Here is a 14392-nt window from a genome sequence, read left to right as displayed (position 1 = left end):
CACAGAAATAGCAAGTCTGAGGTTTGCAAAAAATTCTGCGTCCCCTTCGTCTAGAGGCCTAGGACACCGCCCTTTCACGGCGGTAACAGGGGTTCGAATCCCCTAGGGGACGCCACTTACTTTGGTAAGTAACTCGGTTAGCGAGAGAATAAACAGCTAAATAAAGTCCTAGTGACACAGAAATAGCAAGTCTGAGGTTTGCAAAAAATTCTGCGTCCCCTTCGTCTAGAGGCCTAGGACACCGCCCTTTCACGGCGGTAACAGGGGTTCGAATCCCCTAGGGGACGCCACTTACTTTGGTAGGTAACTCGGTTAGCAAGAGGATAAACAGCTAAATCAAGTCCTAGTGACACATCTGTGTCCCCTTCGTCTAGAGGCCTAGGACACCGCCCTTTCACGGCGGTAACAGGGGTTCGAATCCCCTAGGGGACGCCACTTACTTTGGTAGGTAACTCGGTTAGCGAGAGAATAAACAGCTAAATCAAGTCCTAGTGACACATCTGTGTCCCCTTCGTCTAGAGGCCTAGGACACCGCCCTTTCACGGCGGTAACAGGGGTTCGAATCCCCTAGGGGACGCCACTTACTTTGGTAAGTAACTCGGTTAGCAAGAGAATAAACAGCTAAATAAAGTCCTAGTGACACAGAAATAGCAAGTCTGAGATTTGCAAAAAATTCTGCGTCCCCTTCGTCTAGAGGCCTAGGACACCGCCCTTTCACGGCGGTAACAGGGGTTCGAATCCCCTAGGGGACGCCACTTACTTTCCATCTTCTATTCTAATCATATTCATATTGCCTTTCTTAGTTGTTTAAGTTCAGAACTCTGCTAGCTTTTATATTAACTTTCTGTTGTTCGTTAAGCATTCATACCAATTTGTCTTAGTGCTTGATCCTTCAAAATAGCACACTTAATTGTGTAAATTGGTATCAAATCATATTTCACTATGATCTCAATCAGTCTTTCGGTGAAATCTCTTACGGTTTTTAAGAAAGTAATAATTTATTATCTATTGCCCTTTTTAATCGAGAGCGAGCTATGACAAAAGGTAGAGCTGATTACACAGGAAAAGAGAATGATTATCCAAGTTCTTACAATCTACTTTCAACGACAAACGTAAAAGGTCAGATAAAGTATGCGAATTCGCAGTTTTGTGAAGTTGCAGGGTTTTCACTTAGCGAGTTAGAGGGGAAGCCCCATAATATCGTTAGGCATCCAACAATGCCTAAAGCCGCTTTCAAGAACCTATGGGATTATATCGAAACGGGTAAACCTTGGATGGGAATGGTTAAAAACCGCTGCAAGAATGGCGATCACTATTGGGTTAATGCTTTTGTTACTCCTATTAAAGATGCATCAGGTAAGACTGTCGAATATCAATCGGTAAGGACAAAGCCGAGCCGGGAGGTCGTTAACCGTGCAGAGGAAATCTACGCAGATTTAAATAATGGTGTATCACCAAGTAAATTTACTCGAGCTTCTTGGTCTTTGTCAGCTCAAATGATGGCAATAATAATTGTTTTCTATGCCTTAACCATGTTGATCTCAGCTTTATCATCACCTTGGAATTACCTCGCTGAAACTCTACTTACTCTTGCTGTTTTATTTATTACTTATTCTCGCCTTGCTCCAGTGCGGTCGCTCAGCGAAAAAGCAAAAAAAGTATACGATAACCCTCTGATGCAAAAAGTGTATCTCAATAAGGTTAATGATGTTGCATCTATAGAGCTTGCTTTACTCGCTAGAGAATCCGAGCTTCGGGCTGTGCTTGGGCGTGTTAAAGATGCTAGTGCCACCGTTTCAGAATACGCAACCAAAACGATGCAAGAATGCAAAACGAGTTCTGATATTTTAAATCGACAGCAAGCGCAAACCGGCTCCTTAGCAACAGCAATTAATCAGATGTCTGTTTCGATTGGTGAAATAGCCTCTAATACTAACAATGCAGCGCAGCAATCCGAAGCGGCGCTTGAATCCGTTGTGAGAGGCAACAAAGCCGTTGATGACAATATGGAGAATAATTATGCTTTATCGGAAGAGCTATCTCGCACTCAAAAAGACATAGAAGATCTTAATGCGCAAACGGTTAACATCGAAGGGGTTGTTGATGTGATCCGTGGGATCTCCGAGCAAACCAACTTACTCGCTTTAAATGCTGCTATCGAGGCTGCACGTGCAGGTGAACAAGGCAGAGGGTTTGCGGTTGTTGCTGATGAGGTAAGGGCGCTTGCGCAAAGGACACAAGATTCGACAACCGAGATTAATGGTATTATTGCCGATCTGAGGCAACGAGCAGAGAGGGCAGTTACTGCAATTCAAAGTGGAGTAGAGCGTTCTTCTGAATGTGTAGTAAAGGCAGAAGGCACTAAAGTGAGCCTGGAAACGATCAACACAATAGTAAATGAAATATCAGGTTTGAACTATCAAATTGCGACATCGACAGAAGAGATGTCGAGTGTTTCTAATGAGCTTAACGCAAATGCAGTGACAATTTCAGGCCTTGCGGATGAGTCTATGAAAAGTGCGCGCAAGACGCATGAAACGATGAAAAATACAGAGCAGGCTTTAGAAAACCAAGAAGTACTCGTCGAGCAGTTTATTCGCAAATTAAACCGTGCCCACCGTTGAGTGGATAACTTACGGTAATACAGCACTTACTTCGTTGTGTATGGGAGGAGATTAATCAGAGCTATGTAGCTCTGATTAATAATAGTAGTCAACGGAGCGGCTCTAATACCAATTGCTATAATTAAACGTTGTAGCCGTCTTCAACCCCTTTCACGGCATAAGCTACAGCATCATGGGCGTGAAGGGATTCGTAATGGTTGATTTTAACGTAGAAATCTAAATAAGTTTGCTGGTTTAGCAATGCTTTTAACTTCCTCGCTGCATCTTCACAAAACATTAGGTTTTGGCCGTTAAGGCGCGCAAATTCTTGTTCATCTTCTCGTTTTACTGCGGCTTGAACAGGAGTTTTTAACTCGTTTTCAACCAATTCGATCAGATCTAAAATCTCAAACTCACTACTATTATCTGTGAGCTTAACTTTTATATTTGCAATCGAGCGCTGAGAGTGGGGGGTTGCAACGATCCCTTCTGTGCTACCTAGCCAGTCATGCACACTATGGAAATCTAATTGTTTACCATCAAAAGCTTGTTGGAAAGCGTTTTGGATCAGTTGACGAGACAGTGCAGCTGAACAGGGGCAAGTAGACGAGTAAGCAACGTCAAGCGCCAGTTCTAGCTTGTAAATACCGTTTATCAACGTCGCATCAAGGGTAATTGGGTATGATTTCCATCCCATTTTTTTACTTAAAAGCGAAGGGCGTCTGATAGGCAATTCAAACTGTAGTGTTACTTTTGCACCTGTACTTAAGTCGTTATGCGTACTTAAAAAGTTATCTAACAACTGTTTTAGAGTTTTTGGTGTAAGTATTTGCTCACAAGAAAGCGTGTCAAGAGCAAGAAAGAGGCGTGACATGTGAATGCCTTTTGCGTCTTCTTTTTGCAAATTAACAAAAGCATCGGCTTTGGCTGTAACAGTAACTTGATTTAGACCTTTGCTTTCTAATACTAAAGGCAACTCTATGTTACCCATGCCTACCCAGTCTAAAGTTCCCGTTTGTAACGCACTAGCACTGTGTGCAATGTCTGGCATGTTATTTTGCATCGACGTTCTCTTTTCTCACGACTTAAAAAACGGGCATATTACACGAAATCAGATTAAGTTGGGATGGTGAGCTTAAATCTATCCGCACTAAATTAGATGATTTGTGCATTTAGTGATACAGAGTCTCATTTCTGTTATCTATCATTCTGCTTTGCGTACATGAAATTGACTGAATGATCTGACCCTGCAATTTCTATACTCGCTTATTACTAGGGCTTTTGTATAATATTTACTTTGAGGGCTTGAAAAGCAATTCAGTCAGGCTCAAGCGGTAGAATATAAACTTGCCTGACAAGTGTTTAACAATGGTGAAGTAATAATATGACAGAAAATTCGTTTGGCTCATGGGCTCGAATTTTATCAAACTTGGTAGAAAAATACGGCAACAAGCGGGCGTTTGCTATCGCTTATGCTTTTACGCTCTTCGTTGCAGTTATTCTATCTTGCATGTTTTACTATGTTGCATTAGGTGTAGTTGAAATTGTCGATATATCGGCACTCTTTTTCTTAACTGCTGTTATTGCGCCCGCTCTCATCATGATGTCCGTCGCAGCAATGAGGGAGGTACATTCATCCAAGGCTTATTTGGAGTCGGCAACACAACAAGAAAAGATGCTGAACCAAACGCTAAAGGATAATATTAATCGTTTAAATAGTGAGATTGACGAGCGTAAAATTGCTCTGCATGCTAAACACCGCGCGATAGATGAATTAAGAAAAGAAATTGCAGAACGTAAAAAGACCCAACAAGAACTTGCGCAGCAAGGTATGTTGCTGCGGAGTATTGTTGATTCATCTCCTGATCTGTTCTATTACCGCGATGAAAACGGTGTATTCGCAGGTTGTAACAAGATGTTTGAATTAGTGATGGGCAAAAGCAGTGAAGAACTAATAGGTAAGTCAGTCGAACAGATATATTCAAAGCAATATCTTCCAAAAGTACTAGAAACAGATAGCCAGGTATCAGAAACACAGCAACCATTAACACTTGACGTTGAGTATCCTGTTGAAGGCGAGTCTCGTTGGTTTGAAATGCGTAAGCTGCCATTTATCAACGATAACGGCGAATATATAGGCTTGCTGGCCTTTGGCCGTGATATTACTAGTCGTAAAGAAGCTGAGCAGGCGTTAGAAACTGCGTATAAGGATAAAGGAAAGTTTATTGCTACGCTAAGTCATGAATTAAGAACCCCGCTTAATGGTATTGTTGGTCTGACGCGCATGATGTTAGACACTGATCTGACGGCGCAACAAAAAAGCTGGTGTAATACCGTGTTTTCAAGTGCGGAGACGCTTGGCAATATTTTTAACGACATCATTGATTTAGATAAAATTGATAGGGAGCAGCTAGATATAGCAACGGACAGTATCAATGTCTCTGATTTTATAAATGATGTGGTCAACTTTGCAGGCCTAATTGCTGATCAAAAGGGCCTAGAGTTTACTATCAATCGCTCTGGAATATTGGACGTTTACGCATTACTCGATCCGACACGTTTGCGTCAGGTACTCTGGAATCTAATTAATAATGCGGTTAAGTTTACCCACAAGGGTAATGTGACGCTGGAATGTCGCCGCGAGAATCGAGATGATGGACCATGGCTGACAATTAGTGTTATAGATACTGGTATGGGAATATCCGGAGATCAGCTTGAGCGGATCTTTGAAATGTATTACAAGGCTCCGGATGCATCTGGTAGCAATGCAATTGGTTCAGGAATTGGCCTTGCTGTTACTAAAGCTCTCGTTCAGGCTATGAAAGGAACGATAGCGGTTACTAGCCAAGAAGGTAAGGGGAGTCGTTTTGATGTTGAGATCCCATTACAGCTATGTAATGCACCGAAAGAACAGAGCTATGCTGGTAGAAGTTTGTACATTTTACTTGTTGAGGATGTGCCGTTAAACGCGGAGATTGCGACAAATCTATTAGAGCAGCGTGGACATGAAGTTATTTGGGCTGAAACTGGCGAGGATGCGCTCTCATTTGTTGAGACTGAGGATGAGCTAGACCTAATTCTATTGGATATGCAGTTACCAGATATAAATGGTGACGTAGTCGCGCGTCAAATAAGAGAAGACAGTCACTTCGATCACTTACCGATTGTAGCCTTAACCGCGAATGTTAGAAGCGCTGAGCAGGAGTTAGAGGGGATCAGTGTTCAGGGGGCTTTGGCCAAACCAATAAATACCACTAAACTCGACAAAATGCTCGCAGAATTATTTGGAATTGAGGCACAAAAAAACAAACAAAGCATTGATATTCGAGAAGCATTGTCACAGCCCGAATACTCAGATTTAGATATAGAGACCATTTGCGATTTTGTTGAGTCTATGGGGGCTGCTGCATTCCAAAGAAGCTGTGACCTATTTACCAAGCTCAATCCTAAGTACTGTCAAGAACTCAGAGAGGCTGTTGCACAAAATGATATTGAGGAATACGGTGCGGTTGCACATAAAGTTAAAGGTGCTGCTGGCTCTGTAGGGTTGCAACTTGCCCAATTACAAGCAAAGAAAATGGAATTAGAGTCAGAGGGTAAAGAGGAAGCGACACTATTGGATTGGGTGTCTGAGTTAGAGGTTAAAATAGAAGAAGGGCAAGAAGCCCTTCATCCATTAATTGCAAAACTCGCTGAAGATCAGTAAAAACGATTATTGAGCGTCGAGTTTACCAATGAAACGGTAACCTTCACCGTGAATTGTACTGATTAATTCAGGCGTGTTGTTATCAGTTTCGAAATGCTTACGAATACGACGAATAGTAACGTCAACAGTGCGGTCATTTGCGCGAAGTTCACGACCTGTCATGTGCTTGATAAGCTGTTCACGGCTAAAAATACGGCCTGGAGAATCTAGCATTAGACGGAGTGCTCGATATTCACCTTTTGGTAGGCGCTTTGAATCACCTGTTGGGGATGTTAAACAGCGACTGTTTTCATCTAGCTCCCAACCATTAAAAGTAATAACGCCGTTGCTATCAATTGTTGACTCTTCTGCAGACGTGCCAGTACGAGAGATCAGGTTGCGAGCACGAATCGTTAGTTCACGCGGGTTAAATGGTTTTGTGATGTAATCATCAGCACCAATCTCAAGACCAAGAATGCGGTCAACATCATTGTCACGACCTGTTAGGAAAATAAGGCCGATGTTTTTCTTCTGGCGTAATTCACGCGCCAAAATTAAACCATTTTTACCAGGAAGGTTGATATCCATGATTACAAGGTTTACATCATCATTTGATGTCAACTTGTCATGCATGTCATCGCCATCAATGGCTTCGATTACTTTGTAACCTTCCGCTTCAAATAAACTAACGAGGTTCAGTCGAGTTACGTCTTCATCCTCTACAATTAGAATGACTGGCGTTTGCATTATTAATTAACCTTTTCGGAATATATAATTTACAATGTGTCCGGACTTATATAATAAATCCGAATATTTACGATTATAGGAGCTTATCCAATTGTTAACAAGTAAAATCAGTTGGGATGAAACTTGGATACGGCAAGCAGCCTTGAGCGCACGATGAAGTACTGTTTTTCTAGGGCTTGCTTATTTATATACAGTCGAATTTTGCCCCCTTCTTGGACCAAAGAAGCAATCCCGCCTCTTTCTAAAAACTCAATACTTTCGCCCACGGTCAACATGTTTGACTCTATTGTATCGGTCCAAGCGGACAGTATATCATTTTCGTTAGTTTCATCAATGTATGTGATATCGCAAGCGCTGGAAAGTTCCTTATAGTTCCACGTTTTTTTTGCTTCTACGAGTTTAATCGGTTTTCCTCGCACGTTCAGCTTTGTTGCACTTTTTAGTTCAGAAGCGGGTCCTGATTCGAGAGAATAAAAACAGAATTGGAAACTGGACTTTGTGTTTTCGTCGGGAAACTCGACGAATTTTGCCATCTGATAGAGAAAAGCTGAGCGAACCTGATCTGGGGATTTTGCAGCTGAATATAAGGAAACAAATAAAAGCAAAATAGTCAGATTAATCAACCTCATTTTAGATCACCTGAAAGTGGGAGCGTTATAATAAATTTGGCACCTTGGCTAAATTCTTCATCTAAGGTGATTGTTCCCCCAAGTGCTTGAGTTACTAAGTTATAAACTAAATGCATACCTAGACCGCTTCCACCCTCACCTCTACGAGTGGTTACAAACGGATCGAAGATACGCTTTTTAATTGCTTTGGGAACACCCATCCCGTTGTCTGCATATTCAATCGCGAGTTGCCCCATTGATGACTTTACTGTAATTGAAATACTGTTGTTTTGTTGGTCTTTAAAGCCATGGAGTAAGGAATTAGATATAAGCTGCTCTAGCACTTGTTGTAATGGTCCTGCTTTACTCTCGATGGCAAGTCCAGTGTCACAGTCAATGGTCACTTCAGGCTGTTTCGTGGAGAGTTCAGCTCGCATAGATGCTACGACTTCAGTAAGCAGGTTTGACAAATCTATTCGTGAGTTCACTTCTAGATCCTGGCTTACGGCAAGGCGCTTAAAGCTAGAAACCAACTCAGCCGCTCGGTTTAGGTTGCGGTAGATGAGATCAAGGTTTTCAATTCCATCTTTAACAAAGCGCTCTAACTGCTTGGAGGTTAAAGACTTTGTTTGAAACGCTTCGCGAATATCGGATAATTTATCTCTTAATAGCGTAGATCCTGTAATACCCAAGCCGATAGGGGTATTTACCTCGTGCGCAACGCCAGCCACCATCTGCCCCAGCGAAGCCATTTTTTCGTTCTCGATGATTTGGTTTTGATATTGATGCATACGCTCTAAAGCGTTCAGCAGTTCTTGGTTAGCCTCTCTTAGCGCAATTGTGCGTTGATTAACTTTTTCCTCCAAGCTCTGGTTGAGTTGTTTTATTTCTTGCTTGTCAGCTTTATGACGCTCTAGTTGATTTTCGGTGCGAGCTAACATGATATTTAAATTGTTCGCCAGCACGTTTAGTTCTGCGATATTGCTGCCAGGAGCTCTTGCACTGTAATTATGGTTCTTCGAAACGTCTTGCAATAGCGTTGAGAGTTCTTCAATTGGCGTCGCTATACGCTTTTGGATCCCTCTTGAAACTAGCAATACAAGGAGCAGGACGAATAAGGTGAGTGCAATATCTACCAGTATTTTTTTATTAATATAGTTAGAAAGTCGCTCAAGACCCCCGCGAACATACACATAACCTTCAATATTGCCTTCATAAACAACAGGTTTGATTAGTTCAATGTAATCTTCTGAGACCTTAGGGGTCTTCAACTCCTCTATTTGATTAACTTTTAGCGGTACCGGTGGTGTTCGACTAGCGTTGTAACTGGTAAAAAATACAGGGGTGTTGGTTACGTCATCCATAGCATATATATGGATGTTTTTAATTATGTCTACTTGCTGAAAAGATTTGAGGCGTGCATCTTCGGTCTTTCGATCATCGAACAAAATAGTGATCTGAGAATTAAAAGCAACGATGTCAGCTATCATCTCTATCTTATTGATGATTAATTGCTTTTGTTCTTTTACATCAAGGTAAGTGGAAATAGAAATGGATAAAGAGAGACACAGCGCAGTTACAAGCATCACTGCGCTGATCAATACTTTTCTGATGCTTGTTTTTGTTAATTGCTTACTCATTCTTATTCCAGCTGTATGATCAGCCTTGGCTGCGGCTACAGAGCTTTTGAGATTCAGTAACTCATTATAATAAAGTAGAGCAAATCTTTGAAAATGAAAAGATAAAAGGTCGGTTTGAGTGAAGGTTTACTTGATATATGCAAGTAAACCTTAGAGCTAGTAAACTACTGCGCTTTATAGATGGCAAATTTAGTGTTTTTAGTGACAACTTCAAACTGTTCAAATTGAGCTTCTAAAATAGGAGGATATTTTAGGAAGCTATTTGCAACCAACTGAATATTAGACTTGGTATCCATATGACGCTTGATGTTATGTAGAAATTGTTCAGCGATATCATAGTCTGTTGAAAGGCCCGTATGAAATGGTGGGTTGCTCAATATAAGGTTGAATTTACCGTTTAGCTCACTTAAACCATCGCTAAGCAGCAAAGTTGCACCGAGGTTGTTCAAAGCCAAGGTTTGCTGCGTAGCATATAGCGCAAGTGCATTGACATCTAAACAGGTGAATTTAAGTGTTGGGCTGTTCAATAAGGCGTAGCAGGCGATAAGCCCGGCACCACAGCCAAAATCTAACACTTTGCCTTTATAGGGAAGGATGACATTTTCCAGTAATAGCTGAGTCCCAGCGTCGAGCTTCCCATGATTAAATACACCGGGCAAACTCGCGGCGGTGAACTCGGTCTTGGCGATACGCACTGAAAATGTCTGTATGTAATGGCTTACGTCAAAATTTGGGTTGGCAGTAAGCTGATCAAACTCATATAAAACACAGTGTTTTGCGCTTTCTAATTTATAACAGTGTGCAGCGTGCTCTTTAAGTTGCTTTTCTGCACTTTTAACCCCACTTTTGTTTTCGCCAACAACGAGTAACCTAGTTTCAGCCGTGCTCAAGTGGCGGATGTTATCAAATACCATTTGCGCTTCAGGTTTTGATTTAGGGTAATAATAAATAACTAAATCAATATCTTGCAACTGCGGTAGTTGATGGTCTACATAACTCTTAACATCGGCAATTTTATCGGCGTGAAGGTGGTCTGCAAAATCGAAACTAAACGCATGAATTGCCGAACTTGGATTGAGCGCTTTTAATTCACGTAGGAAGCCATCGCGCTGATGGTTAATAACCAGAATATTGTTGGCAATAAGCTCTTCTTCATTACGAAGTAGTAATAAACTCGGGTTGGTAAACTGCAACGCTAACTCCTAATGAATGTACTCAAATAGCTGGGCGATGAAGCAGCCTGTTGAGCCGCTCCATTATAAAGAGGGGTTGTTTAGCTAATACGCTCGAACATTAAGTCCCAAACGCCATGTCCTAAACGATGGCCTCGTTGCTCAAACTTAGTCAGCGGTCTAAAGTCTGGACGAGGAACATAGTCATTGCTTTGCGACTGGTTTTTATAACCAGGTGCTGCACTCATCACTTCAAGCATATGCTCGGCATAGTTTTCCCAGTCAGTTGCCATATGGAACACACCACCGACTTTAAGCTTTTGGCGTATTTTTTCAGCAAACTCAAGTTGTACAATGCGACGTTTGTGGTGACGCTTTTTATGCCACGGATCAGGGAAGAATAACTGTAATTTAGCAAGGCTGCCATCAGCGATACAATCTGCTAAGATTTCAACAGCATCATGTTCAAAAACACGTAAGTTAGTGATGCCTTGTTCATCTGCATCCATCAAGCAAGCACCTACACCTGGACGGTGTACTTCTATGCCAATAAAGTTTTGTTGTGGGTTATTTCTTGCCATCTCAACGAGAGACTTACCCATACCAAATCCAATCTCAAGAACGACATCATTGCTGTTACCAAATACTTCAGTAAAGTCTAGCAAACCTTGTTGGTGTTCCAGTCCCATTGTTGGCCAGCATTTTTCTAGCGATGCTGCTTGGCCTTTAGTAAGACGTCCTTCACGCTTAACAAAGCTACGCACTTTTCTGATGTACTTGCCTTCTTCCTGCGCTTGTTCGAGCGCACTTTTGCTTGATTCGTTCATGGTCATTTCTATGCTCGTGAAAATGGTCGCATATTATCGTCATTCAGTTGGCAATAAACAAGTATAGAGTGAAACTTTACGTGGTGACTATTAAAGCGATTGTGATTACACTGGCGGCTTTGTAGCAAGTACTAGTCAAGTTTATGAAAGTTAGCCAGCAACAAGCTAAGTGGTTTGGTGAGCAAGTTGTGTCTTGGTATCACCTTCATGGTAGAAAAACACTGCCGTGGCAACTCGGAAAAACGCCGTATAAAGTATGGGTTTCAGAGGTGATGTTACAGCAGACTCAAGTAACCACAGTTATTCCTTATTTTGAGCGCTTTATGGCGCGCTTCCCAACGGTAATTGCGTTGGCCGATGCACCGGAAGATGAAGTGTTACACCATTGGACTGGGCTTGGTTATTACGCCAGAGCAAGAAATCTTCATAAAGCTGCAAAGGTGATCAGAGATAGTTATAAGGGTAAATTCCCACAAACATTAGAAGCGGTGATGGACTTACCGGGCATTGGTCGCTCTACCGCAGGCGCGATACTCTCTCTTGCGCTTGGTCAGCATCATCCAATACTCGATGGTAATGTTAAGCGGGTACTCGCTAGGTTTTATATGGTTGAGGGCTGGTACGGAGTAAAAAAGGTCGAAAATCAGTTATGGTCTTTGAGTGATGCCGTCACGCCAAGCGGTGATGTAAGAGCATTTAATCAGGCGATGATGGATTTAGGTTCAGGCGTATGTACCAGAAGCAAGCCAAACTGTGATGTTTGCCCACTTGCTGAGGAATGTTCAGCGTTCAAAAATAATCGGGTTAAAGAATTTCCAAACCCTAAACCCAAAAAGGAGAAGCCAAAAAAACGTACTCACCACTTAATAATTAAATGTGATGATAAAGTTTTGATGGAGAAGCGTCCTTCGAGTGGAATATGGGGTGGGTTGTTCGGCTTTTTTGAGTTTGCAGAGCAAGATGAATTAGACGCGTTTGTTAAGCAGCAAGAACTTAAACTTGAATGTACAAATACACTTGAACCTTTTGTGCATATTTTTACGCATTTTGAGTTAACTATTACCCCCGTGGTTGTAGAAGTAAAAAGCATGCCAGATTGTGTGCATGATCAGCAATTACTGTGGTTCGATACTCATAATCCACCAGAGGTTGGGCTCGCTGCGCCGACTAAAAAGTTGGTTAAAGTATTAACCGCAATAGGGTAAACTGACACCATCATTGGTGCTGACTCTCATTGAGTGCACGATTAAAATTGAAGAGGTAGATACTCATGGCACGTACGGTATTTTGTCAAAAGTTACAAAAGGAAGCGCCTGGACTGGATTTTCAACTGTATCCAGGAGAAGTTGGTGAACGTATATTTAATAACATCTCCAAAGAAGCTTGGCAGCAATGGCAGCATAAGCAAACCATGCTAATTAACGAAAAGCATCTTAATATGATGGATCCTGAGCACAGGCAAATGCTTGAAGAGCAGATGGTCGGCTTTTTGTTTGAAGATAAAGAAGTCGAAATTGAAGGCTATAGGCCACCAGAAAAGTAAAGCGTCTTTAATGGGTAAGTAATCAACTGGATGAGGCTTCAGGTAAAGGGACTACATTAACGAGTTTCTTAAGCTCGTTGAAGGAAATGGAAGTAATACCAATTTGTTTTACCTATATGGATGTCGGTACATTGGCTATAGCAGGATGTGGTAACGCTTATAACCACCAAGGCCGAGTAAACAAGTTGCCCAGCCCTGAAGTACCTATATTAACCTTTCATCAAATATGAAAGGTTAATATAGGTGTTTACTTAATACAGTTGCTACAAAACTTAGTTACTTAGTTTTCCTAAATTTTCAAAAAGATTTCCTGCTTTCCATTGAGATACTCTGCGTAAATCGCTCCTAAAGTGCCATCAGGAAGTTCGGTAATATTCGTACTAAAAGAGTCTTCAAAGCTCTTTATCCATCGTCGTGAGGAAAACTACTCTTCTTCGTTAAAGCCATGGCTATATAGATGACCTGCTTGCGTTGTGTAAAGTAGCCAAGCTAACCTATAGTACTCTATTAATGAAGCGTTCTTAATAGTTCCAGTAGCAAGGCGTTGAATTTCAGTATAGCTCTCTCCATCTTCAGACTATGATGGATTTATGCTCACTAGAATAATAAGTCAATAAAACGCGCTGATCTGCTAACGACATATCTATCTTATAATCGTAGCCTGCTTATCCACCAATCTTTATTTGCTCACTCTAACTAATTAAATCTTTAGGTGTTTTAACGAAAATGACTGTTTTGTGTCTTTTTAGGTACTTTCATGTAACTAAGGACATGATATGTTTTAATATCTGTAAACCGCAATGGTCCTTTTACACCAACACCATAAACCTGATAGTTCAAAGTATCTGTTGGTTTTTCTCCAATCCCAGAGGGGAGGTTTGATCATCACCAGATGATCCTCCTCCACAAGCACCTAGCAGAGATATCGCTGCAGCTCACAAACGGCTTTTTTGTTAGTTTTTTAGATCACTAAGCATTTTAATTTAGTTTTCCAAAAATTAATTATATGTGTAATAAGGAAATATTTGAGTGGTGGCATCGTTTAAATGGATATGAGTGCAAAGAAGCAGTTAATAACAGTATTTCCTTATTTGGGTATATCTAAGATAAGGAAAACGCAATAACAAGCTGGTAAAACATAACTCCTTTAATAGAAATACAAAAAGATTATTTTTTATTTAATTTCAGTGGCTTGTTGGGTGAGGCGTCCCGTGATTGCCTTTCAAAGCAGAAAGTTGTTCAATTTGGGAGAGTGTTACACTTCAAAGATGAATTTGGGGTGTTAGAGTATCATTTTATCTGAAAGTTAGCTGTACTGCTGTTGCGATTAAAGTTTAAAATACTGAAAAGGATTAGAGTAGCTAATTGAATATACCTAAGATTCTTAACCTAAGAAGCTTTAGTGGAGATAGTAATATTACTATAAGTCAAGGACTTGATTAGTCAAAGTGCGTAGTGAAGTGGAATGGGAAAGTCAATGTTTCTCACGTAGCCAAGGTTAGGCATCTTTAGTATTGCACTTGCATGAAAATGAGTATCTTGCCGCTATTTTCCTTTTAACGACAGA

General features: G+C 41.2%; 10 protein-coding genes and 5 tRNA genes. 9 read left to right on the top strand and 6 right to left on the bottom strand.

The annotated features are described in order from the left end of the window. Window positions 1–39 precede the first annotated feature (39 nt). The 6 genes from L3V43_RS03600 (at window position 40) to L3V43_RS03575 (ending at window position 2624) form a co-directional block, all read left to right on the top strand. Window positions 40–115 (top strand) — tRNA-Glu (locus tag L3V43_RS03600). A 99-nt stretch (window positions 116–214) separates the two neighbouring features. Next, window positions 215–290 (top strand) — tRNA-Glu (locus tag L3V43_RS03595). A 69-nt stretch (window positions 291–359) separates the two neighbouring features. Then, window positions 360–435 (top strand) — tRNA-Glu (locus L3V43_RS03590). Window positions 436–504: 69 nt separating this feature from the next. Then, window positions 505–580 (top strand) — tRNA-Glu (locus L3V43_RS03585). A 99-nt stretch (window positions 581–679) separates the two neighbouring features. Next, a tRNA-Glu gene (locus L3V43_RS03580) sits at window positions 680–755 on the top strand. A 279-nt stretch (window positions 756–1034) separates the two neighbouring features. Further along, window positions 1035–2624: a PAS domain-containing methyl-accepting chemotaxis protein gene (locus L3V43_RS03575; protein ID WP_102057493.1), complete on the top strand. Its 1590-nt coding sequence runs from the start codon at window positions 1035–1037 to the stop codon at window positions 2622–2624. Between the two features lie 121 nt (window positions 2625–2745). On the opposite strand, the gene folE2 is transcribed toward L3V43_RS03575, so the two are convergent. Beyond that, on the bottom strand, window positions 2746–3666 hold the full coding sequence (folE2, locus tag L3V43_RS03570; RefSeq protein WP_102057492.1) for a GTP cyclohydrolase FolE2: 921 nt from the start codon (window positions 3664–3666) through the stop codon (window positions 2746–2748). A 321-nt stretch (window positions 3667–3987) separates the two neighbouring features. Between folE2 and arcB the strand changes: the two genes are divergently transcribed. Next, window positions 3988–6309, top strand: a complete 2322-nt coding sequence (arcB, locus tag L3V43_RS03565) for an aerobic respiration two-component sensor histidine kinase ArcB (protein WP_010607596.1) — start codon at window positions 3988–3990, stop codon at window positions 6307–6309. 6 nt (window positions 6310–6315) lie between these two features. Here arcB and arcA read toward each other — a convergent pair whose 3' ends face one another. The 5 genes from arcA to trmB form a co-directional block, all read right to left on the bottom strand. Beyond that, a complete protein-coding gene (arcA, locus tag L3V43_RS03560) occupies window positions 6316–7035 on the bottom strand; it encodes a two-component system response regulator ArcA (protein ID WP_010379411.1) in 720 nt (239 codons plus the stop codon). A gap of 107 nt (window positions 7036–7142) precedes the next feature. Further along, window positions 7143–7664, bottom strand: a complete 522-nt coding sequence (locus tag L3V43_RS03555) for a YfiR family protein (RefSeq protein WP_237115731.1) — start codon at window positions 7662–7664, stop codon at window positions 7143–7145. Continuing rightward, complete coding sequence (locus L3V43_RS03550; RefSeq protein ID WP_102057490.1) at window positions 7661–9283, bottom strand: HAMP domain-containing sensor histidine kinase; 1623 nt, start codon at window positions 9281–9283, stop codon at window positions 7661–7663. The genes L3V43_RS03555 and L3V43_RS03550 overlap by 4 nt, the downstream gene beginning before the upstream one ends. 164 nt (window positions 9284–9447) lie before the next feature. Further along, window positions 9448–10476 carry a methyltransferase gene (locus L3V43_RS03545; RefSeq protein ID WP_102057489.1) on the bottom strand — a complete coding sequence of 343 codons (1029 nt, stop codon included), beginning with the start codon at window positions 10474–10476 and terminating at the stop codon, window positions 9448–9450. Between the two features lie 80 nt (window positions 10477–10556). Then, window positions 10557–11282, bottom strand: coding sequence for a tRNA (guanosine(46)-N7)-methyltransferase TrmB (trmB, locus tag L3V43_RS03540; RefSeq protein ID WP_010607600.1), 726 nt, complete (start codon window positions 11280–11282; stop codon window positions 10557–10559). Between the two features lie 143 nt (window positions 11283–11425). Here trmB and mutY point away from each other — a divergent pair, with 143 nt between their 5' ends. Both mutY and L3V43_RS03530 read left to right on the top strand, forming a co-directional pair. Further along, entirely contained in the window at window positions 11426–12487 is a 1062-nt protein-coding gene (gene mutY / locus L3V43_RS03535; protein WP_102057488.1) for an A/G-specific adenine glycosylase, read from the top strand. A 65-nt stretch (window positions 12488–12552) separates the two neighbouring features. After that, window positions 12553–12825: an oxidative damage protection protein gene (locus L3V43_RS03530; protein WP_010379401.1), complete on the top strand. Its 273-nt coding sequence runs from the start codon at window positions 12553–12555 to the stop codon at window positions 12823–12825. The last annotated feature ends 1567 nt before the right edge of the window (window positions 12826–14392 follow it).

This window comes from Pseudoalteromonas sp. L23, from assembly GCF_021728455.1.
Classification (GTDB): domain Bacteria; phylum Pseudomonadota; class Gammaproteobacteria; order Enterobacterales; family Alteromonadaceae; genus Pseudoalteromonas.
Note: the sequence above shows the minus strand (reverse complement) of the source record. Positions and strands in the feature narration are given on the sequence as shown.